The organism is Pseudomonas sp. PB101, assembly GCF_009764265.1.
GTDB lineage: Bacteria > Pseudomonadota > Gammaproteobacteria > Pseudomonadales > Pseudomonadaceae > Aquipseudomonas.
In genome coordinates this window covers 1-20,169 of the sequence record NZ_RWIR01000051.1, presented here as the reverse complement: position 1 = coordinate 20,169, position 20,169 = coordinate 1, and the positions used below count along the sequence as shown (strand labels likewise).

Sequence of the window (20,169 nt, the reverse complement as noted above, 5' to 3'; positions counted from 1 at the left end):
TTGATCCTGGCCGGTTACCCGGCGCGTTTGCATACCTGACTGTTCGACCCTCAAGCCACGAGGCACCTCATGATCCGCGAAGAATTCCTGCGTTTGGCCGCTGCCGGCTACAACCGCATCCCGCTTGCCTGTGAAACCCTGGCTGACTTCGACACGCCGCTGTCGATCTACCTGAAGCTGGCTGACGAGCCCAATTCCTACTTGCTGGAGTCCGTACAGGGCGGCGAGAAGTGGGGCCGGTACTCGATCATCGGCCTGCCGTGCCGCACCGTGATGCGGGTTCACGACCATCACGTCAGCGTGACCGTCGACGGTGTCGAGACCGAAAGCCATGACGTGGAAGACCCGCTGGCCTTCGTCGAAGCCTTCAAGGCTCGCTACAACGTGCCGACCATTGCCGGCCTGCCACGTTTCAACGGCGGCCTGGTGGGTTATTTCGGTTATGACTGCGTGCGTTATGTGGAGAAGCGTCTGGGCAAGTGCCCGAATCCGGATCCGCTGGGCGTGCCGGACATCCTGCTGATGGTCTCCGACGCTGTCGTGGTGTTCGATAACCTGGCCGGCAAGATGCACGCCATCGTCCTGGCCGACCCGGCGCAGGAAGATGCTTTCGAGCAAGGTCGCGCGCGCCTGGAAGAGCTGTTGGAAAAACTGCGCCAGCCGATCACCCCGCGCCGTGGCCTGGACTTCAGCAAGCAGCAAGCGGCTGACCCGGTGTTCCGTTCCAGCTTCACCCAAAGCGATTACGAAAAAGCCGTCGACACCATCAAGGAATACATCCTGGCCGGTGACTGCATGCAGGTCGTGCCGTCCCAGCGCATGTCGATCGACTTCAAGGCTGCGCCGATCGATCTGTACCGGGCGCTGCGCTGCTTCAACCCGACGCCCTACATGTACTTCTTCAACTTCGGCGACTTCCACGTTGTCGGCAGTTCGCCGGAAGTGCTGGTGCGGGTCGAAGACAACCTGATCACCGTGCGCCCGATTGCCGGCACCCGTCCGCGGGGCGCCAGCGAAGAGGCTGACCTGGCGCTGGAAAAAGACCTGCTGTCGGACGACAAGGAAATCGCCGAGCACCTGATGCTGATCGACCTCGGTCGCAACGACACGGGTCGCGTCTCGGAAATCGGTTCGGTGAAGCTCACCGAGAAAATGGTCATCGAGCGTTACTCCAACGTGATGCACATCGTGTCCAACGTCACCGGGCAATTGAAGGCCGGGCTGACGGCGATGGACGCACTGCGAGCGATTCTGCCGGCGGGCACCTTGTCCGGCGCACCAAAGATTCGCGCGATGGAAATCATCGACGAGCTGGAGCCGGTCAAGCGTGGCGTCTACGGTGGCGCGGTCGGTTACTTCGCCTGGAACGGCAACATGGACACCGCCATTGCGATCCGCACGGCGGTGATCAAGAACGGCGAACTGCATGTGCAGGCCGGTGGCGGCATCGTCGCCGACTCGGTGCCGGCACTGGAATGGGAGGAAACCCTGAACAAGCGCCGCGCGATGTTCCGCGCCGTTGCCCTGGCGGAACAGACCCCGAATACCTGATTCACGCAAAACCTACTGTAGGAGCTAGCTTGCTAGCGAAGGAGTGTCAGCAACACAGTGTCGACTGACATACCTTCGCTAGCAAGCTAGCTCCTACAGGGGATTTGCGGACACCAAAAAACGCGGCGCCTGTGAGGGCGCCGCGTTTTTTATTGCCTGCACATCAGAAGTCCAGCGCAACCCCTACGTTGATGCCCTGTTGGGTGAAGTCGTCGTCCTTGCGGATGTTATAGCTGGCGCGCAATGCCAGGTCGCGGGTGAGGTTGTGGCTCACCCCCAGGTTCACGCGTTGCAAGTGGCTTTGCGGGGTGTAGCCTTCCAGTGTGAACTGGTTGTTCGGCAAGGTGTTGAGGTTGATGCCCACGTCCTGGGTATCGTCGTTGTACTCACGCTCGATTGCCGCCTCGCCGAACACCTGGGTTTGCGGGGTGATCTGGTACTTGCCCTGCAGGCCAGCGCCCAGGCGACGGGAAATCACTTCCTGGTCGGCAAAGGTCAGCGCCGTGGAGTTGTTGCCGTCCTCCGAGTAGCCGTCGACTTTCGCCTTGGAGAAATCAGCGCTGATAAACGGCGACACATGCCAAGGGCTGCTGGCTTGTTGGGCAATGTCGTAACCCAGGCGAGCGCTGAAGGCCTCGACGTAGCCACTGGTATCGCCTTTTTCACCGCGTTCGTTGACGCCCAGCTGGAACTTGCGCTTGAGGCTGTCGTAATCCAGATGCCCGGCGGTCAACGCCAGGTCAGCCCAGACACGGTTTTGCTGGTATTGAGCGAATGCCGTGCCCAGGTAGGTGTTGAGCTTGTAGTCGGAGTCGTTGCTGCCGGCCTCGAGTTTCTGGTTATAGAAACCGGCCGCCAAGCCGACGCGCCAGGCATCATCGATACGGTAGCTGCCACCGATGTTCAGGTTGGCTCCGTTGCCGTCGGCACTGACCGCGCTGTCCTGACTGTCAAAGTCCTGGTGCTGTCCGCCGCCGCTGACAATGGCTCGCCATTGACCGACACCCTGCCAGTTTTCCCAATCGGCCAGCCACTGGTTGCGCAGTTCATCCTGATGCGCGCGCACGGTGCCCTGGGCCATTTCCGGCAGCAAGGTCAGCTCCCACGGCGCCGCCAGCAGGGAATACGCATAGTCCGCAATCAGACGCTGCCCGGCTTCGGTGGGATGCACCGAGTCGTTGTAGATCAGCTTGGTCGGGTCCGGCGTGGCGCTGTTGATGCCGTAGCGGGCATTCTCGGTGCAACCGTTGCCGCTGAAACAGGTGGCGATGAGGTTCTGGTCGGTGGCCAGGCCAAACTGCGCGGGGTTGGCGAACGTCTCCTTGAGCAGTACCGGAATGTTGAGCGGGATGATTTCGGCATTGATGTTTTGCAGCCGGCTCACCAGTTCAGTGTTGAACTGGGCGCTGAGCTGGGACGTGAAGGCCTGCAGCGGGGTGCCGTTGAACGCCGGGGTAAAGCCGATATCGGGCAGCAACCAGACCATGACGTATTTGGCGCCGGCGGTTTGCAGCGTCTGCACGCTGTCGGCCAGTCGGTCGGCGGCGGCACTGGCTTGGGGCAGGCTGGTGACGCGACCTTGCAGGAAGTCGTTACCGCCACCTGACAGGTAATACAGCGCGTTCGGGTCGGCGCGGAAGTTGTTCGATGGAAGATAGCCGGCCCGAGTGCGTTCGCCAGTGGCGGACGTGCTGGTGATCGAATCCAGAATCTGATCGGTGCGGTAACCGCCGACGGCCCAGTTATTGCCGTCGGGCTGGCCGTTGTTGGCGCGCACGGCCGAAGAAGATGACGCGGTCTGGTCCGCCGAGTAACCCAGTTTTCCACCCAGTATCTGCGTGGAGTTGAGCGAGCGGACTTCACCGCTGCCATCCAGGTATACCGGCCCCGTCCGGTTGGTATAGCGCTGCGTCGCCCCCGCAGGCCCGCCGGTGTCGGCAAAGGTCCCGGCGTCGTTGAGGCTGTCTCCGAAGACCACAAAGTTAGTGTAAGGATTGGGCGCGGCGTTCGCCTGGGCGCATGCCATCGCGAGCAAGCATCCTGCGAGCGGTACAAACAACGACTGTTTGATCATGAGCAAGTCCGTTTATTTATTGTTTTAGTGAACGAAACGACAGTACCAAAAACTTTCGGCCTTTTGCCATCTGTCGCGAAGCCTTTAATAGTTTCGCAGGCAGTACCCCCGGCGATATTGCACGCTCTGCCCAGCTAAGTTACTGTGCCGGGACGTATGAACGAGACCTTCCCCGTGTTGATCATCAGTAAACTCCTGGATCAAGTCATCAAGGCACACGCCCGCTGGCGTTGGCGCGCCTGAATTCTTTTGCCGGCCTCGCCGGACCTGTACCGCTTCGCCTTCTTTACCCGTTTGAAATGCCGCTTTGCTGGCGCTACTCCGGCACCTGACAAAGCGCAGCGCTCTGCGGGTCAATCATTCGAAGGCCATCTTCAAAGTCAGTGAATTCAAGAGGTTCTAAACGCCATGTTGCTGATGATCGATAACTACGACTCCTTTACCTACAACGTTGTGCAGTACCTGGGCGAGCTTGGCTCCGAGGTCAAGGTTGTGCGCAACGATGAATTGACCATCGCTGAGATCGAAGCCCTCAACCCTGAGCGCATCGTTGTGTCCCCCGGTCCTTGCACGCCGACCGAAGCCGGCATCTCGATTGAAGCGATCAAGCATTTCGCCGGCAAGCTGCCGATTCTTGGCGTCTGCCTCGGTCACCAATCCATCGGCCAGGCCTTTGGCGGTGATGTGGTGCGCGCCCGTCAAGTGATGCACGGTAAGACTAGCCCGGTATTTCACGAGGACAAGGGTGTGTTCGCAGGCCTGAATCGTCCGCTGACGGTGACCCGCTATCATTCATTGATCGTCAAGCGCGAAACCCTGCCCGATTGCCTGGAGCTGACCGCCTGGACCCAGCTCGAAGACGGCTCGGTCGACGAGATCATGGGCCTGCGCCACAAGACCCTGAACATCGAGGGCGTGCAGTTCCACCCTGAGTCGATCCTCACCGAGCAGGGCCACGAACTGTTCGCCAACTTCCTCAAACAAACCGGCGGCACGCGCTAAGGACTCATCATGAACATCAAGACAGCCCTGGGCCGTATCGTCGAACAGCTCGACCTCAGCACCGAAGAAATGCGCGACGTGATGCGCGAAATCATGACCGGGCAATGCACTGACGCGCAGATTGGCGCGTTCATGATGGCTATGCGCATGAAGAGCGAAAGCATTGACGAGATCGTCGGCGCGGTGTCGGTGATGCGCGAGCTGGCGGACAAGGTCGAGCTCAAGACCCTCGACGGCGTGGTCGATGTGGTCGGCACCGGCGGCGATGGCGCCAATATCTTCAACGTGTCGACCGCTTCCGCTTTCGTGGTTGCGGCGGCCGGTTGTACGGTCGCCAAACACGGCAACCGTGCGGTGTCGGGCAAGAGCGGCAGCGCCGATCTGCTGGAGGCGGCCGGCATCTACCTGAACCTGACGCCGGTGCAAGTGGCGCGTTGCATCGACAACGTTGGTATTGGTTTCATGTTTGCCCAGACCCATCACTCTGCGATGAAATACGCCGCTGGCCCGCGTCGTGATCTGGGCTTGCGCACCTTGTTCAACATGCTCGGCCCGCTTACGAATCCGGCCGGTGTGAAGCATCAGGTGGTAGGCGTTTTCACCCAGGCCCTGTGCCGGCCACTTGCGGAAGTGTTGCAGCGTCTGGGCAGCAAGCATGTGCTGGTGGTGCATTCGAAGGATGGCCTGGACGAATTCAGCCTGGCGGCACCGACCTTCGTGGCGGAGCTGAAAAACGACCAGATCACCGAGTATTGGGTCGAGCCGGAAGACCTGGGCATGAAGAGCCAGAGCCTGCACGGCCTGGCGGTGGATAGCCCGGCGGCGTCGCTGGAGTTGATTCGCGATGCCCTGGGCAAGCGCAAGACCGAGAACGGTCAGAAAGCGGCCGAGATGATCATGCTCAATGCCGGTGCCGCACTGTACGCCGCCGACCATGCCAGCAGTTTGAAAGAGGGAGTCGCACTTGCGCACGATGCGCTGCACACCGGTCTCGCTCGGGAGAAGCTCGAGGAACTGGGTGCGTTTACCGCGGTATTCAAAGTGGAGAATGAGGGATGAGTGTACCGACGGTTCTGGAAAAGATTCTGGCGCGCAAGGTCGAGGAAGTGGCTGAGCGCAGCGCTCGTGTCAGCCTCGCCGAGCTGGAAGGTCTGGCCAAGGCGGCCGATGCACCCCGTGGTTTTGCCAATGCCTTGCTGGCTCAGGCCAAGCTGAAGCAGCCGGCGGTCATTGCCGAAATCAAGAAAGCCTCGCCGAGCAAAGGCGTGATCCGCGAGAACTTCGTTCCCGCCGATATCGCCAGAAGCTACGAGAAGGGCGGGGCGACCTGCCTGTCGGTGCTCACCGACATCGATTATTTCCAGGGCGCCGATGCCTACCTGCAGCAGGCCCGCGCGGCGTGCCAGCTGCCGGTTATCCGCAAGGACTTCATGATCGATCCGTACCAGATCGTCGAAGCCCGAGCCCTGGGCGCCGATTGCGTGCTGTTGATCGTATCCGCGCTGGATGACGTGAAAATGGCCGAACTGGCGGCCGTGGCCAAAAGCGTCAACCTCGACGTGCTGGTGGAAGTTCACGACGGTGACGAGCTGGAGCGGGCCTTGAAAACCCTCGACACTCCGCTGGTGGGCGTGAACAATCGCAACCTGCACACCTTCGACGTCAGCCTGGAGACCACCCTCGATCTGCTGCCGCGTATTCCGCGTGATCGTCTGGTCATCACCGAAAGCGGCATTCTCAACCGCGCCGATGTCGAACTGATGGAAATCAGCGAAGTCTATGCGTTCCTGGTCGGTGAGGCGTTCATGCGCGCCGAAAGCCCGGGCACCGAGTTGCAGCGTCTGTTCTTCCCCGAGCGCGGTCTGCCTGTCAGCGGCTCAACTCTCGACTGACCCCCGCCATTGCAGGCAACCCGATTCCCTGTGGGAGCGGGCTTGCCCGCGATGAGGCCCTCAAATTCCCTAAAGACCTCATGTCTGCCGGAGTCGCCTATGTCGTTGCCCACCTCCATGACCATCGAAGCCGGCCTGCAAGCCGAGCAGGATTTGCTGGCGTCGGTCTGTGCCGGCAATGGGGAGTTCGGTCTGTTGTTCTGGCAGCCGAGCGATCAGGCATTGGTGATGCCGCGTCGTTTGAATCGATTACCAGGCTTCGAAGCCGCCTGTGAGGTCTCGGCGGCAGCGGGTTGGCCCGTGTTGTTGCGCGATACCGGTGGCGAGCCGGTACCGCAATCGGCCACCACGATCAACATCGCACTGGTTTATGCGCCTCCCCGCAGCGAAGGGGATCTGAATCGCATCGAATCCGGTTATCGTCGTCTGTGCGACCCGATTTGCCAGTTGCTGGATGAACTGGGCGGTACTTCGTCCCTGGGTGAAATCGAAGGCGCATTCTGTGACGGTCGCTTCAACGTCAATCTCGATGGACGCAAGATGGTCGGTACCGCCCAGCGCTGGCGCCAGAGTCAGGGTGGGCAGCGTCCGGTGGGGCTGGTACATGGCGCGATGCTGGTGGATAACGAGCGGGAATCGATGGTCGCAGCGGTCAATCGTTTCAACGAGGCCTGCGGCCTGGAACAACGAGTACGCGCCGAAAGCCACATTGCGCTGCATGAGAAGTTCGCCGCGCCCCATGCGCTGGCACGTCTCGACGAACTCTACCGGTTGATGCTGGCGCAGATGTTCAGCAGCTAGGTTTTCGAGCTTATCGCGTACCGAAGACCACCATGGTCTTGCCTTTGACGTCCACCAGGTTGCGCTCTTCCAGATCCTTGAGCACACGACCGACCATCTCCCGGGAACAACCGACAATCCGCCCGATTTCCTGACGGGTCACCTTGATCTGCATCCCGTCGGGGTGAGTCATGGCGTCTGGCTGTTTGCACAGCTCCAGCAGGCAGCGAGCAACACGGCCGGTCACGTCAAAAAATGCCAGGTCACCCACCTTGCGCGTGGTATTGCGCAGGCGCTGTGCGATTTGTCCGCTGAGGACGTAAAGAATATCCGGATCCTGCTGAGACAACTCGCGGAATTTTGCGTAGCTGATTTCCGCAACTTCACATTCGACCTTGGCCCGCACCCAGGCGCTGCGCTCCTGTTCCAGGCCGGCTTGCTCAAACAGGCCGAGCTCACCGAAAAAGTCCCCGGCGTTCAGGTAGGAGATGATCATTTCCCGTCCGTCGTCATCCTCGATCAGGATGGTGACTGAGCCTTTGATGATGAAGAACAGCGTTTCCGAGCGGTCGCCGGCACAAATGATGTTGCTCTTGGCCTGATAGCGGCGGCGCTGGCAATGCATCAACAGCTTGTCGAGGTTTTTGATCCTGGGGGTGGGGGCAATAGCAACCATGGTTGTATCCCGAAAAGACTGCACGGTGTGTTTGGTTTTTATGAATAGCGAAAGCTGGAGTGAAGCTGGCCATGCGCCATTGGATTGGCGTCAGCTTACCAGACACTTCCTGAAATATTCGAGCATTTACCTACAGGGTCGTAGGATATGTCCCAGGACGCCGGGCGCTGTCAATCACGGGGGCTGTGCTAAGCTGGCGACCCTTTTTTATACAGTGGAGTCTTGGCGATGAAGGCACGCATCCAATGGGCTGGCGAAGCCATGTTCCTCGGCGAATCCGGTAGCGGTCATGTCGTGGTCATGGACGGTCCGCCCGATGCCGGCGGACGTAACCTGGGTGTCCGGCCGATGGAAATGCTGCTGCTGGGTGTCGGCGGTTGCAGCAATTTCGACGTGGTCAGCATCCTCAAGAAATCCCGCCAGGCGGTCGAGAGCTGCGAAGCCTTCCTTGAAGCCGAGCGAGCGACCGAAGATCCAAAGGTGTTCACCAAGATCCACATGCACTTCGTGGTCAAGGGCCGTGGCTTGAAAGAAGCCCAGGTCAAGCGTGCTATCGAGCTGTCCGCCGAGAAGTATTGCTCGGCCTCGATCATGCTGGGCGCGGCCGGTGTCGAGATTACCCACGACTACGAAATCATCGAGCTCGGTTGAATCGACATTCAACTATCATAAAAGCAGTGCAGACTCTGGCGATCCCTTGCTGACGTCTGCATAATGCGCCACTTTTTTCAGGGTAGTGGCCTGTCAGCCGACAGGCCTCGCACCCGAACAGACAACCAAAATCGCCATCGCGAAGAGGTGTTAACCGTCCTACGCAGGTGCGTTGTTCGCATCTGACGGGCATGCTTGATCACGCGGCCGGGCCGCAAACACATAGAGAGTTTTTAACGGTGAAAAGCAAACTCAAGCTCCACGGGTTCAATAACCTGACAAAGACCTTGAGCTTCAACATCTATGACATCTGCTACGCGGAAACCCCGCAAGACCAACAGGCCTACGTCGAGTACATCAATAAAGAGTACAACGCCAAGCGCCTGACGCAGATCCTCACGGAAGTTGTCGATATCATTGGTGCCAACATCCTGAACATTGCCAGTCAGGACTATGAGCCACAGGGCGCCAGCGTCACGATTCTGATCTCGGAAGAGCCGGTGACCCCGACTGAAAGCCAGATCGAAGAATCCCCGGGCCCATTGCCCGAAATCATCCTGGCCCACCTCGACAAGAGCCACATCACGGTGCACACCTACCCGGAAATCCATCCGGACGACGGTATTGCGACCTTCCGTGTGGATATCGACGTGTCGACTTGCGGGGTCATTTCACCGCTTAAAGCGCTCAACTTCCTGATTCACCAGTTCGATTCGGACATCGTGACCGTGGACTACCGTGTGCGCGGCTTCACCCGTGACGTTGAAGGTAAAAAGCACTTCATCGATCATGAGATCAACTCGATCCAGAACTACCTCTCCGAAGACACCCGCGACGCGTACCAGATGACCGACGTGAACGTGTACCAGGAAAACCTGTTCCACACCAAGATGCTGCTGAAGAACTTCGAACTGGATAACTACCTGTTCGGTGACGCCACCAGCAACCTGTCTTCTGAGCAACGCGCCCAGGTGACCGATCGTGTGAAACACGAAATGCTCGAGATCTTCTACGCGCGCAACATGCCGAACTAAGAACCGCGAGCACAAAAAAAGGCGACCTCGGTCGCCTTTTTCATGTCTGCCGCAAATCCCCTGTGGGAGCGGGCTTGCCCGCGAAGAGGCCCTGTCTGACTGCGCAAAAGTCAGATGCGATAAGTACTCTTGGTCATCACCTTGGCCATCAAACTCATCCCGAATTTCACTGGCGCCGGAAACCGGAACCCGCCGGCCTCCAGTGCGCTTTCGGCATGCTGTTCTTCATCGATACGCATCTGCTCGAGAATCGCCCGGGACTTCTCATCCTCGGCCGGCAGTTGTTCCAGGTGTTCGTTCAGGTGTTTGCAGACCTGATCTTCCGTCGCCGCCACGAACCCCAGGCTGACTTTGTCGCTGATCAGGCCGGCCACTGCGCCGATCCCGAACGACATGCCATAAAACAGCGGGTTGAGGATGCTGGTGTGGCTGCCCAACTGGTGAATGCGCTGTTCGCACCAGACCAGGTGATCGACTTCTTCTTCGGCGGCATGCTCCATGGCGGCACGCACTTGCGGCAGCTTGGCCGTCAGCGCCTGACCCTGATACAGGGCCTGGGCGCAGACTTCGCCGGTGTGGTTGATGCGCATCAGGCCGGCAACGTGGCGCGTGTCTTCGTCGCTCATCTTCACGTCGGGCTGCACAATGGCTGGCGACGGGCGGTACGGCTGGCCGCTGAAGGGCAGCAGGGTGCGCATCGCGGCATCGGCTTGCAGCAGCAGGCGGTCAATCGGCGAGTAGTGACGTTGGGTAGTCATGCTGACCTCCGGGGGGATTTCGGCGGCCAGTTTAACCCAAACGGCCGGGGAAGGTTTGCGCTGGGTCATTGTGATGCAGGTGTGATGACAATGCTGTGATGCCCCGATGGGAGGGACGCTGCGCCGTTCCCATCGGGTTTGCTGCAATCAGCCCGGCGGCCAGTGCATCTGGCGCTGACCCAGCACGTGCATATGAATGTGGTAGACGGTTTGCCCGCCTTCTTCATTGCAGTTCATGACCACGCGGAAGCCTTTTTCGCAGCCCAGTTCCAGTGCCAGGCGCTGGGCGGTGAATAGAATGTGTCCGGCCAGTGCCTTGTCGTCCTCGGTCAGGTCGTTCAAGGTGCGAACCGGTTTCTTCGGGATCACCAGAAAATGTACCGGTGCCTGTGGGGCAATGTCGTGGAAGGCCAGTACCTGGTCGTCCTCGTAAATGATCTTCGCCGGGATTTCCCGGTTGATGATCTTGGTGAACAGAGTATCCACAGCTGTTTTCTCCGTTGTTTGGGCTGGCCTGAGTGTACTCATGGCTTATGCCAGCGCCCAGCCTTTTACCTTGAGTTGGATCAGCGCGGGCAGTAGGCCTTGTTGACCATGCCGGCGATTGTACGAGTCAGCCAGCGTGAGCCGAGCCTTGGCAGGAAGGCGAACCAGCGGTTGCGCCGCCCCGGAATGATGATCGCTTTATTCTTTTCCAGCGCGCGCACGGTATAGAGCGCCACTTCCTCGGGGTTCATCAATAGCTTGCTGCCGGTCAGCTTGTCGCTGTTGAGTTGCGCTGTGCGGAAAAACGCCGTGCGGGTCGGCCCGGGGCAGAGTACGGAAACCTTGACCGCGCACTTTTTCAGCTCGACGCGCAATCCTTCGGAAAAGTGCAGCACATACGCCTTGCTGGCGTAATAGGTACTCATCCACGGCCCCGGTTGGAATGCCGCCACCGAGGCCACATTCAGAATCTGCCCGCCGCCTTGCAGGGCCATGCTGTTGCCGATGGCGTGGCACAGGCGGGTGAGGGCGAGGATGTTGACCTCGATCAGGTCCTGCTCGGTCATCCAGTCCTGTGCCAGAAACGGGCCGCATGTGCCGATGCCGGCGCAGTTGACCAGCAGATCGATCTGCCGGTCGCCTTCTTCCAGTTCCAGCAGGAAGCCGGACAGGCGCAGCGGCTCGCCCAGGTCACAGGCTCGGAACAACACTTCCACGCCGAACCTTTGGGTCAGTTCAATCGCAATGCTTTCCAGCTGATCACGTTGTCGGGCCACCAATATGAGGCTGCGGCCGCGGCGGGCCAGCGCTTCGGCCATTGCCAGGCCGATGCCGCTGGAGGCACCAGTGATCAGAGCGTAACGGGTCATGCAGTTCTCCATCGCAACAGCTCCGCGCCGCGACGCAGGTGTCACGGGCCAGGAGCGCTGTTCATTCTTTCGCAGAGTCTACAGGGGGGCGGGCCTCTTCGGCTGCATCGTCGGTGGAATTAGGCACCGGTTCGACTTCGACATCGATTTCATCGGTGATAACCGAACTGCTGTCGTAGCTGCTCTGGGCGGCGTTTTCGTATCCTTCGCGTATCGCCGTGAGACCGCCGGCCAGCGAGCCGAACAGAATCAGCGCGATAACGACCAGCCACAGCGAAGACAAAACCTTGACTGCGGCACTGTTCGGCGGTGGTGGTGGGCCATAGCGGTTGGCAGTTTCGTTACCCGGTACGGCCATGATCACAAACGGAAAGAAGCTGCCAACAAACGGCACCAGGTTCAGCAACCATAGCCAGCCAGACCAGCCAGCATCGTGCAAACGTTGAACGGTGATCTGGATGCTGACGAAGGCAAATCCGACAAACAGGATAAAGGCCAGCAAGCTGCCCAATATCAGGCCGGCGGTCGAGTCCGCGCCGATGAGGGCCAGGGCGATCAAGGCAAACACCCCGCAAACAGTCATGAGCACGAGTGTCAGTACCAGCGTCCAGGCGAGATAACGCAAACGGCCGATACGGCCATCGAAACTGAATGGCTGGAGGGTGGCGAACTGCGCCACGGCTTCGCCGACGGGGGCGCGAGGCGGGGCGTAAGGGGACTGCGGATCTGCCGAGGTGGTTTGGCTGCTGGCCGGGGTATGGTCATGAACTTCGGCGAGGTTCAGCTCGATCGGCGTTTCGGCTTCGATGCGGGCGTCGATACCGGTTTTGCTCAGTGCCTGGAGATAGGTCTGGGCATCGGCTTGCGACAGGTTGCGTTTGAGTGCTACCGGGCGTCCGCTGAACAGGCGCTCGATGGCCGTGACATCGCTTTTGAACAGCTCGGCGAGATTGAGCTTTGCTGTGGTGCTATCGACACCCGGCAGCAAGCCTCCTTCGAAGACGATCTTGAAACGGTTTTCGCCCATGTGCGAGGCATCCTTGTCGCGAGAGGTTCAAAGAAGAATGTTGTGTCCGGGCCAGTGTAAGGCCAGTCGGGCAAGACTGGCCAAGGTTGTCAGCGCGGCCAGCGCTTGGGTAACTGGGCAGCATGCTCCAGGGCTTGGCGGTACTCCGCGTCGAGACGTGCAATCAGCTGCTCGACACTCGGCAAGTCTTCGATTTCTCCCACGCCCTGGCCGGCAGACCAAACGGTTTTCCAGGCCTTGGCCTCATCGCTCACGGGTTTGAGCTTGGAGCCGAAGTTGATCTCGCCCTTGCCTTGCAACGCCGCCATGTCGAAACCGGCGGCTTCCAGGCTCTGGCGCATGAAACTCGCAGGAACGCCTGACACGGCTGGAGTATGGATGATGTCTGCCGCTTTGGAGGTCAGAAGCATGTCTTTGTAGGCGTCGGGCGCGTGACTTTCGGTCGTGCCGATAAATCGAGTACCAAAGTAGGCCAGGTCCGCGCCTAGCAGTTGCGCGGCCAGAATTTCGTGGCCGTGGTTCAGGCATCCGGCCAGTAATAAAGTCTTGTCGAAGAACTGGCGGATTTCGGCAATCAGCGAGAACGGGCTCCAGGTCCCGGCGTGGCCACCGGCGCCGGCGGCCACGGCGATCAAGCCATCGACACCGGCTTCGGCCGCTTTCTCGGCATGACGACGAGTTGTCACATCATGGAACACCAGGCCGCCGTAGCCATGAACCGCGTCGACCACTTCTTTCACGGCGCCGAGGCTGGTGATCACGATGGGCACCTTATGTTCGACGCAGATCTGCAAATCCGCCTGCAGGCGCGGATTGCTGTTGTGCACAATCAGGTTCACGGCGTAAGGCGCCGGGTTTTCCATTGTCGCCAGCCCGGCTTCGATTTCTTCCAGCCAGGCCTTGAAGCCGCTGCTTTCGCGTTGATTCAGCGCCGGGAAGCTGCCGACCACGCCCTGGCGGCAGCAGGCGAGTACCAATTGCGGGTTGGAAATCAGAAACATCGGCGCAGCCACCACGGGCAGACGCAAACGTTGTTCGAGCAAAGCGGGCAGCGACATTGGAAGTACCCCGGTGAGTTGTGCCTGTTGGGTTTAGAACGGCCGAACGACGACCAGAATTACGATTGCCAGCAATATCAGAACCGGTACCTCATTGAACCAGCGAAAAAAGACATGGCTGCGGGTGTTTTCGCCACGGGCAAAACGTTTTACCTGCGCGCCGCACATGTGGTGGTAGCCGATCAGGAGCACGACCAAAGTCAGCTTGGCGTGTATCCAGCCACCCTGGCTGAAGATGCCTGGATTGAGGTAGACGAGCCAGCCGCCGAAGATCAGCGTAGCGATCATCGCCGGCCCCATGATGCCGCGGTACAGCTTGCGCTCCATAACGCTGAAGCGTTCCTTGCTGATCGTGTCTTCACTTTGTGCGTGATAAACGAACAGTCGTGGCAGGTAGAACAGGCCGGCAAACCAGCACACGACGCTGACGATATGAAACGCTTTGAGCCACAGATAGAGCATTTTTGGTTATTCCCCAATTCACGGTAGCCCGAATAGTAGAGGCTTGAGCGTCCGCACGTCACCTTGACGGTTGTCGCAGGGGCGCGCGGCCCCTATTATCGACGGCTTTCCAGTGGGTTCGTTGAGGGCAGGTTTATGGTCAAGGTCGGTATCGTCGGCGGCACGGGTTACACCGGTGTCGAATTGCTGCGTCTTTTGGCGCAACATCCGCAAGCTGAAGTGGTTGTCATCACTTCCCGATCCGAGGCTGGCCTGGCCGTGGCCGACATGTACCCGAACCTGCGAGGCCATTACGACGGCCTTGCGTTCAGCGTTCCGGACACCAAGACCCTCGGTGCCTGCGATGTGGTGTTTTTCGCCACGCCGCACGGTGTTGCCCATGCCCTGGCGGGCGAGCTGCTGGCGGCCGGGACCAAGGTCATCGACCTGTCGGCCGACTTCCGTCTGCAGGACGCGGATGAGTGGGCCAAGTGGTACGGCCAGCCACACGGCGCTCCGGAGTTGCTGGACGAGGCGGTCTACGGCCTGCCGGAAGTCAATCGCGAGCAAATCAAGAAAGCGCGCCTGATTGCCGTGCCGGGCTGCTACCCGACTGCAACGCAATTGGGTTTCCTGCCATTGCTCGAAGCCGGCCTGGCCGATGCTTCTCATCTGATTGCTGACTGCAAATCCGGTGTCAGCGGTGCCGGTCGCGGTGCTTCCGTAGGTTCGCTGTACTCCGAGACGTCGGAAAGCATGAAAGCCTATGCCGTCAAAGGTCACCGTCACCTGCCGGAAATTCGCCAAGGGTTGCGTCGTGCGGCAGGCAAGGACGTCGGCCTGACCTTCGTTCCACACCTGACGCCGATGATTCGCGGCATTCACTCGACGCTCTACGCCACTGTTGTTGATCGCTCGGTGGATCTGCAGGCGCTGTTTGAAAAGCGTTATGCCAACGAGCCGTTTGTCGATGTCATGCCGGCCGGCAGCCATCCGGAGACTCGTAGCGTACGGGGTGCCAACGTCTGCCGTATTGCGGTGCATCGCCCTCAGGATGGCGATCTGGTGGTTGTGCTGTCGGTGATCGATAACCTGGTCAAGGGCGCGTCAGGTCAGGCTGTGCAGAACATGAACATTCTGTTCGGGCTGGATGAGCGTCTGGGCCTGTCTCACGCCGGCATGTTGCCGTAAGGCTTTATCCCGCGCAGGAAAAGGCCCGTCTGACGGGCCTTTTTTGCATTTCAGGCCGGCGATCCGATTGGCTGATATACCATAACAATAGTTGACCGCTTTTCTAGGAGAAGCGGATAATGCGCGTCATCACGCAATATGACGGCGTAACGCCGGGAGATAGTCAGCATGAGCGTCGAATCCTTCACCCCCACGGCTTTGCAATTCACCCACGGTGCCGCGCACAAGGTGAAGAGCCTGGTCGATGAAGAGGGGAATGATCGCTTGAAGCTGCGCGTATTCGTTACGGGCGGCGGTTGTTCAGGTTTTCAGTACGGCTTTACCTTCGATGAAGAAGTGGCCGATGACGACACCATTGTCGAGCGCGAAGGTGTGAGTCTGGTGGTCGATCCGATGAGCTTCCAGTATCTGGCAGGTGCCGAAGTGGACTACCAGGAAGGTCTGGAAGGTTCGCGTTTCGTCATCAAGAACCCGAATGCGACCACCACTTGTGGCTGCGGTTCTTCGTTCTCGATCTGATCAACGCACCGGTTTCACAAAACGCCGCAGGGCCTCATGGTCTTGCGGCGTTTTGCTGTGTGGAGATTATGCGGGGTAGATGGCGCCGAGTACGCGCAAGCCACGAGCGCCGGTAACGCTTGGACGGTTGGCTGCGATGCCTTCGAGGCAGCAATGAGCCAGCCACGCAAAGGCCATGGCTTCAACCCAGTCGGGGTCTACGCCGTAAGTGGCAGTGCTGCCGACACTGGCATTTGGCAGCAGGTTGGCCAGGCGATTCATCAACGTGGAGTTATGGGCACCGCCGCCACAGACCAGCAGTTGTTGCGTATCTGCCTGGGCGCTTTGCAGTGATTCGACGATGGTCAGCGCGGTCAGTTCAAGCAGCGTCGCCTGAACGTCTTCGGCAGTGAAGGCTGGCAGGTTCGCCAGATGCTGTGTCAGCCATGGCAGGTTGAACACTTCCCGGCCGGTGCTCTTCGGGCCTTTGGTCACAAAGAACGGATCACTGAGCAGCGCAGTAAGCAGCACCGGTTGAACCTTGCCACTGGCAGCCCATTGGCCGTCACGGTCAAAGTGGTCGCCGCGTTGCTGATGAATCCAGGCGTCCAGCAGCACGTTGCCCGGGCCGCAGTCGAAACCGGCAACCGGCTTGCCGGGCTCGATAAGACTGAGATTGCTGAAACCGCCAACGTTAAGCACTGCGCGATTGCCCGCCTGCTCTTCAAAAAGGGCTTCGTGAAAGGCCGGAACCAGTGGTGCGCCTTGGCCGCCGGCAGCGACGTCGCGGCTGCGGAAATCGCTGACCACGGTGATGCCGGTCAGCTCCGTCAGCAGGGCCGGGTTGCCGATCTGCACGGTGAAACCACGAGCCGGTTCGTGGCGTATGGTCTGGCCATGGCTGCCGATCGCGCGTATGTCGTCAGGTTTCAGTTGCTGCTGGGCGAGGAGGGCATGAATCCCTTGGGCTGCCAGTTTCACCCAGTTCTGCTGGGCGATGGCGGAGCGGGCAATTTCGTCCGGGCCGCTGGCGCACAAGCCAAGAAGCTCGGCGCGCAGGGCGTCGGGCATCGGGATGTAGTGGGAGGCGATCAACCTGATCGCCGGGGCTTGCTCGATCAATGCGATGTCCAGGCCATCCAGGCTGGTCCCGGACATCACACCTATATAGAGCGCCATGCTTAACGCTTGCTCGAAGCCAGCAGAGTGGCTTTTTCCTGTTCCATGCGCGCCATCAGCGGCTGGCTTTGGGCCAGGAAGCGTGCGCGCTCAGCCTTGGCGATCGGATCGGCCATTGGCAGTTTCTGGCCCAGCGGGTCGACGTGCACACCATTGACCTGGAACTCGTAGTGCAAGTGCGGGCCGGTGGAGAGGCCGGTGGTGCCGATGTAGCCAATCACCTGGCCCTGTTTCACCGTGCCGCCAGTCTTCACGCCTTTGGCGAAACCTTGCATGTGGCCGTACAGCGTGGTGTAGGTATTGCCGTGCTGGAGGATCACGGTGTTGCCGTAGCCGCCGCGACGACCGGCCAGCAGGACCTTGCCATCACCGGCGGCCTTGATCGGCGTGCCCCGTGGCGCGGCGTAGTCGACGCCTTTGTGGGCGCGGATCTTGTTCAGGATCGGGTGTTTGCGCCCCATGGAGAATTTCGAGCTGATGCGGGCGAAGTCCACCGGTGTACGGATGAACGCCTTGCGCATGCTGTTGCCGTCGGCGGTGTAGTAGCTGCTGTTGCCTTGTTTGTTGGTGTAGCGCACGGCGGTGTAGGTCTTGCCGCGGTTGGTAAAGCGCGCCGACAGGATCGGGCCGTTGCCGACAGCCTTGCCGTTGACCACCTTTTGTTCGTAGATCACGTCGAACTCGTCGCCCTGGCGAATATCCTGGGCGAAGTCGACGTCGTAGCCAAACACGCTGGCCATGTCCATGGTCAGGCTGTGAGACAGGCCCGCGCGGGCCGCGGACTGCGACAGCGAACTGTTGATGACGCCGTGAACGTAAGCGGAGCGCACGGTCGGTTTCGCAGTGATGCGGTTGAACGTGTAGCCCTTGTCGTTCTTGGTCAGGCTGATGCTTTCGAGGTCGCTGAGCTTGCTGTGCAAGTTGGTCAGCTGTCCCTCGGGGCTCAGTTCAAATTCGAGTTTTTGCCCGTGCTTGAGCTGGCTGAACTGCTTGGCCTGCTTGTCGCTGGCCAGTATTTCATGCACGGCGGTGGCAGGCAGGCCGACTTTCCCGAACAGCGTAGAAAGGGTGTCGCCCTTGGCCACGATCACTTCCCTGTGGCTTGCCGGTTTCTTTTCTTCTACCGCCGATACTGGTGCTGGTACCGGCTCGGCTTGAGCGGTTTCCTGAGTGTCCTCGGCACTGTTGTCGATCTGTGCGAAGGGAGATGTTGCCGGTTCATTTGTGGCTTGAGCGGCTTCGGCAGCGTCTTGATCTTGTGTCAGTTGTTCAGCAGGACTTTCCAGTTCAAGACTGAGGGTCGTCTTTTTGGCTTCAACATCGCTGGAAGGGAATACCAGGAGCGCCAGGCTGAGAAGGGCGGCGATGCCACTTGCTGCGAGCAAGTGGGTTTTCGGGTAAAGCGGCGGCGCTTTAGACGATTCTGTGGTCATAAGTGGTTTTGACTTTGAAAAAGATGAATTGGAAAAGATGAATGACATGATGAAGATGAAATAACTGTATAAAATATAACCAAATCATCTCTGAAGCAAGTCTGCAGGCACCCTGTCTGCGGATTGGCGTCCGTGCGCCGGGCAAACCTTGTATTTGACGCGCGATCTTGTATGGTTGGTTCCCTTTGAATCTGAGCCTTGCGGGTCTGTTATGAAGTCGGTTGAAGAGCAGCTAGCGCTGATCAAACGTGGTGCGGAAGAACTGTTGGTCGAGTCCGAGCTGATTGAAAAGCTCAAGCGCGGCCAGCCGCTGCGTATTAAGGCGGGCTTCGATCCAACGGCTCCGGATCTGCATCTGGGTCACACCGTGCTTATCAATAAGCTGCGCCAGTTCCAGGAGCTGGGGCATCAGGTGATCTTCCTTATAGGTGACTTCACCGGGATGATCGGTGATCCGAGCGGCAAGAGTGCCACGCGTCCGCCGCTCACTCGCGAGCAGGTCCTCGAGAATGCCGAGACCTACAAGACTCAGGTGTTCAAGATTCTGGATCCGGCAAAAACCGAAGTGGCCTTCAACTCCACCTGGATGGATCAGATGGGGCCGGCCGATTTCATTCGCCTGACTTCGCAGTACACCGTGGCTCGCATGCTCGAGCGCGATGACTTCGACAAGCGCTACACCACCAATCAGCCAATCGCCATTCACGAGTTTCTCTATCCGCTGGTTCAGGGTTATGACTCTGTAGCCCTGCGTGCAGACGTGGAGCTCGGCGGCACCGATCAGAAGTTCAACTTGCTGATGGGGCGTGAACTGCAGCGTGGTTATGGTCAGGAAGCTCAGTGCATCTTGACCATGCCGCTGCTTGAAGGTCTGGATGGCGTGAAGAAGATGTCCAAGTCCTTGGGCAACTACGTCGGTATCCAGGAAGCGCCGGGTGTGATGTACAGCAAGCTGGTGTCCATTCCGGATGCGCTGATGTGGCGTTACTTCGAGTTGCTCAGCTTCCGCTCCATGGATGAGATCAATGCGTTCCGCGCTGATGTCGAAGCGGGTGCCAACCCGCGTGATATCAAGATCAAGCTGGCCGAGGAGATCGTTGCGCGTTTCCATGGCGAAGAAGCTGCTGCCAATGCTCACCGTGCTGCCGGTAACCGCATGAAGGATGGCGAGCTGCCGGATGATCTGCCGGAGATCGAATTGACCGCTGCCGAAGATATGCCGATCGCGGCCGTCCTTAATAAGGCAGGCCTGGTGAAGAACTCGGCGGTGGCTCGCGATCTGCTCGGTTCAGGTGGTGTGCGTATCGATGGTGAGGTGGTTGATCGCTCCTTTATATATGCACTGGGCGCGACCCATGTTTGCCAGGCCGGCAAGAAGGCATTTGCGCGTATTACGCTCAAATCCGAATAAACCTGAAATAAGGGGTTGACGGCGAATTCTAGAAGCCTATAATTCGCCCCACTTCCGGCGCAGTCGAAACGGAAAACTCCTTGGTAAACAATGAGTTACGCAGATTTCGACAGCAGGTGCTTCAGGTCATCGAAGCCAAAAGGAAGTTGAAAAAGAGG

Annotated in this window: 20 protein-coding genes; 10 read left to right on the top strand and 10 right to left on the bottom strand. The window is 59.3% G+C overall.

From position 1 onward, the window contains the following. Window positions 1-69 precede the first annotated feature (69 nt). Complete coding sequence (trpE, locus tag EI969_RS14380; protein WP_160388389.1) at window positions 70-1,551, top strand: anthranilate synthase component I; 1,482 nt, start codon at window positions 70-72, stop codon at window positions 1,549-1,551. Between the two features lie 163 nt (window positions 1,552-1,714). Here trpE and estP read toward each other — a convergent pair whose 3' ends face one another. Beyond that, window positions 1,715-3,625 (bottom strand): esterase EstP, encoded by a 1,911-nt coding sequence (gene estP, locus EI969_RS14375; RefSeq protein ID WP_160388388.1) that lies wholly within the window; start codon window positions 3,623-3,625, stop codon window positions 1,715-1,717. Between the two features lie 408 nt (window positions 3,626-4,033). Between estP and EI969_RS14370 the strand changes: the two genes are divergently transcribed. The 4 genes from EI969_RS14370 (at window position 4,034) to EI969_RS14355 (ending at window position 7,320) form a co-directional block, all read left to right on the top strand. Beyond that, window positions 4,034-4,627, top strand: a complete 594-nt coding sequence (locus tag EI969_RS14370; RefSeq protein WP_085727855.1) for an aminodeoxychorismate/anthranilate synthase component II — start codon at window positions 4,034-4,036, stop codon at window positions 4,625-4,627. 9 nt (window positions 4,628-4,636) lie between these two features. Beyond that, the gene (gene trpD / locus EI969_RS14365; RefSeq protein ID WP_160388387.1) at window positions 4,637-5,686 is read left to right on the top strand and encodes an anthranilate phosphoribosyltransferase; all 1,050 of its coding nucleotides are present in this window, start codon (window positions 4,637-4,639) and stop codon (window positions 5,684-5,686) included. Next, a complete protein-coding gene (gene trpC, locus EI969_RS14360) occupies window positions 5,683-6,519 on the top strand; it encodes an indole-3-glycerol phosphate synthase TrpC (RefSeq protein WP_160388386.1) in 837 nt (278 codons plus the stop codon). Before trpD ends, trpC begins: the two co-directional genes overlap by 4 nt. 99 nt (window positions 6,520-6,618) lie before the next feature. After that, on the top strand, window positions 6,619-7,320 hold the full coding sequence (locus EI969_RS14355; protein ID WP_160388385.1) for a lipoate--protein ligase family protein: 702 nt from the start codon (window positions 6,619-6,621) through the stop codon (window positions 7,318-7,320). A 10-nt stretch (window positions 7,321-7,330) separates the two neighbouring features. On the opposite strand, the gene crp is transcribed toward EI969_RS14355, so the two are convergent. Further along, window positions 7,331-7,975, bottom strand: coding sequence for a cAMP-activated global transcriptional regulator CRP (gene crp / locus EI969_RS14350; RefSeq protein WP_150719237.1), 645 nt, complete (start codon window positions 7,973-7,975; stop codon window positions 7,331-7,333). A 228-nt stretch (window positions 7,976-8,203) separates the two neighbouring features. On the opposite strand from crp, the gene EI969_RS14345 reads away from it, so the two are divergent. Then, window positions 8,204-8,626 (top strand): OsmC family protein, encoded by a 423-nt coding sequence (locus EI969_RS14345; RefSeq protein WP_008061600.1) that lies wholly within the window; start codon window positions 8,204-8,206, stop codon window positions 8,624-8,626. 239 nt (window positions 8,627-8,865) lie between these two features. Then, window positions 8,866-9,660, top strand: coding sequence for an adenosylmethionine decarboxylase (gene speD, locus EI969_RS14340; protein WP_160388384.1), 795 nt, complete (start codon window positions 8,866-8,868; stop codon window positions 9,658-9,660). Between the two features lie 110 nt (window positions 9,661-9,770). Here the strand turns inward: speD and coq7 are convergent, their stop codons facing one another. The 6 genes from coq7 to hemJ all read right to left on the bottom strand — a co-directional run bounded on the left by coq7 (window position 9,771) and on the right by hemJ (window position 14,320). Beyond that, window positions 9,771-10,418 carry a 2-polyprenyl-3-methyl-6-methoxy-1,4-benzoquinone monooxygenase gene (gene coq7, locus EI969_RS14335; protein WP_160388383.1) on the bottom strand — a complete coding sequence of 216 codons (648 nt, stop codon included), beginning with the start codon at window positions 10,416-10,418 and terminating at the stop codon, window positions 9,771-9,773. Window positions 10,419-10,565: 147 nt separating this feature from the next. Further along, the gene (locus tag EI969_RS14330; protein ID WP_008027110.1) at window positions 10,566-10,904 is read right to left on the bottom strand and encodes a histidine triad nucleotide-binding protein; all 339 of its coding nucleotides are present in this window, start codon (window positions 10,902-10,904) and stop codon (window positions 10,566-10,568) included. 80 nt (window positions 10,905-10,984) lie between these two features. Next, window positions 10,985-11,773 (bottom strand): SDR family oxidoreductase, encoded by a 789-nt coding sequence (locus EI969_RS14325; RefSeq protein ID WP_160388382.1) that lies wholly within the window; start codon window positions 11,771-11,773, stop codon window positions 10,985-10,987. A 61-nt stretch (window positions 11,774-11,834) separates the two neighbouring features. Then, the gene (locus EI969_RS14320; protein ID WP_160388381.1) at window positions 11,835-12,800 is read right to left on the bottom strand and encodes a DUF805 domain-containing protein; all 966 of its coding nucleotides are present in this window, start codon (window positions 12,798-12,800) and stop codon (window positions 11,835-11,837) included. 89 nt (window positions 12,801-12,889) lie between these two features. Beyond that, entirely contained in the window at window positions 12,890-13,858 is a 969-nt protein-coding gene (locus EI969_RS14315; RefSeq protein WP_160388380.1) for a nitronate monooxygenase family protein, read from the bottom strand. Window positions 13,859-13,891: 33 nt separating this feature from the next. Beyond that, window positions 13,892-14,320, bottom strand: coding sequence for a protoporphyrinogen oxidase HemJ (hemJ, locus tag EI969_RS14310; protein ID WP_160388379.1), 429 nt, complete (start codon window positions 14,318-14,320; stop codon window positions 13,892-13,894). Window positions 14,321-14,455: 135 nt separating this feature from the next. Between hemJ and argC the strand changes: the two genes are divergently transcribed. Further along, window positions 14,456-15,490 (top strand): N-acetyl-gamma-glutamyl-phosphate reductase, encoded by a 1,035-nt coding sequence (argC, locus tag EI969_RS14305; RefSeq protein WP_160388378.1) that lies wholly within the window; start codon window positions 14,456-14,458, stop codon window positions 15,488-15,490. A 168-nt stretch (window positions 15,491-15,658) separates the two neighbouring features. Further along, on the top strand, window positions 15,659-16,009 hold the full coding sequence (erpA, locus tag EI969_RS14300) for an iron-sulfur cluster insertion protein ErpA (protein WP_007906865.1): 351 nt from the start codon (window positions 15,659-15,661) through the stop codon (window positions 16,007-16,009). A 66-nt stretch (window positions 16,010-16,075) separates the two neighbouring features. Here the strand turns inward: erpA and EI969_RS14295 are convergent, their stop codons facing one another. Continuing rightward, entirely contained in the window at window positions 16,076-17,167 is a 1,092-nt protein-coding gene (locus EI969_RS14295) for an anhydro-N-acetylmuramic acid kinase (protein WP_160388377.1), read from the bottom strand. 2 nt (window positions 17,168-17,169) lie between these two features. Beyond that, complete coding sequence (locus tag EI969_RS14290; protein WP_160388376.1) at window positions 17,170-18,600, bottom strand: peptidoglycan DD-metalloendopeptidase family protein; 1,431 nt, start codon at window positions 18,598-18,600, stop codon at window positions 17,170-17,172. A 211-nt stretch (window positions 18,601-18,811) separates the two neighbouring features. Between EI969_RS14290 and tyrS the strand changes: the two genes are divergently transcribed. Continuing rightward, entirely contained in the window at window positions 18,812-20,011 is a 1,200-nt protein-coding gene (gene tyrS, locus EI969_RS14285) for a tyrosine--tRNA ligase (protein ID WP_160388375.1), read from the top strand. The last annotated feature ends 158 nt before the right edge of the window (window positions 20,012-20,169 follow it).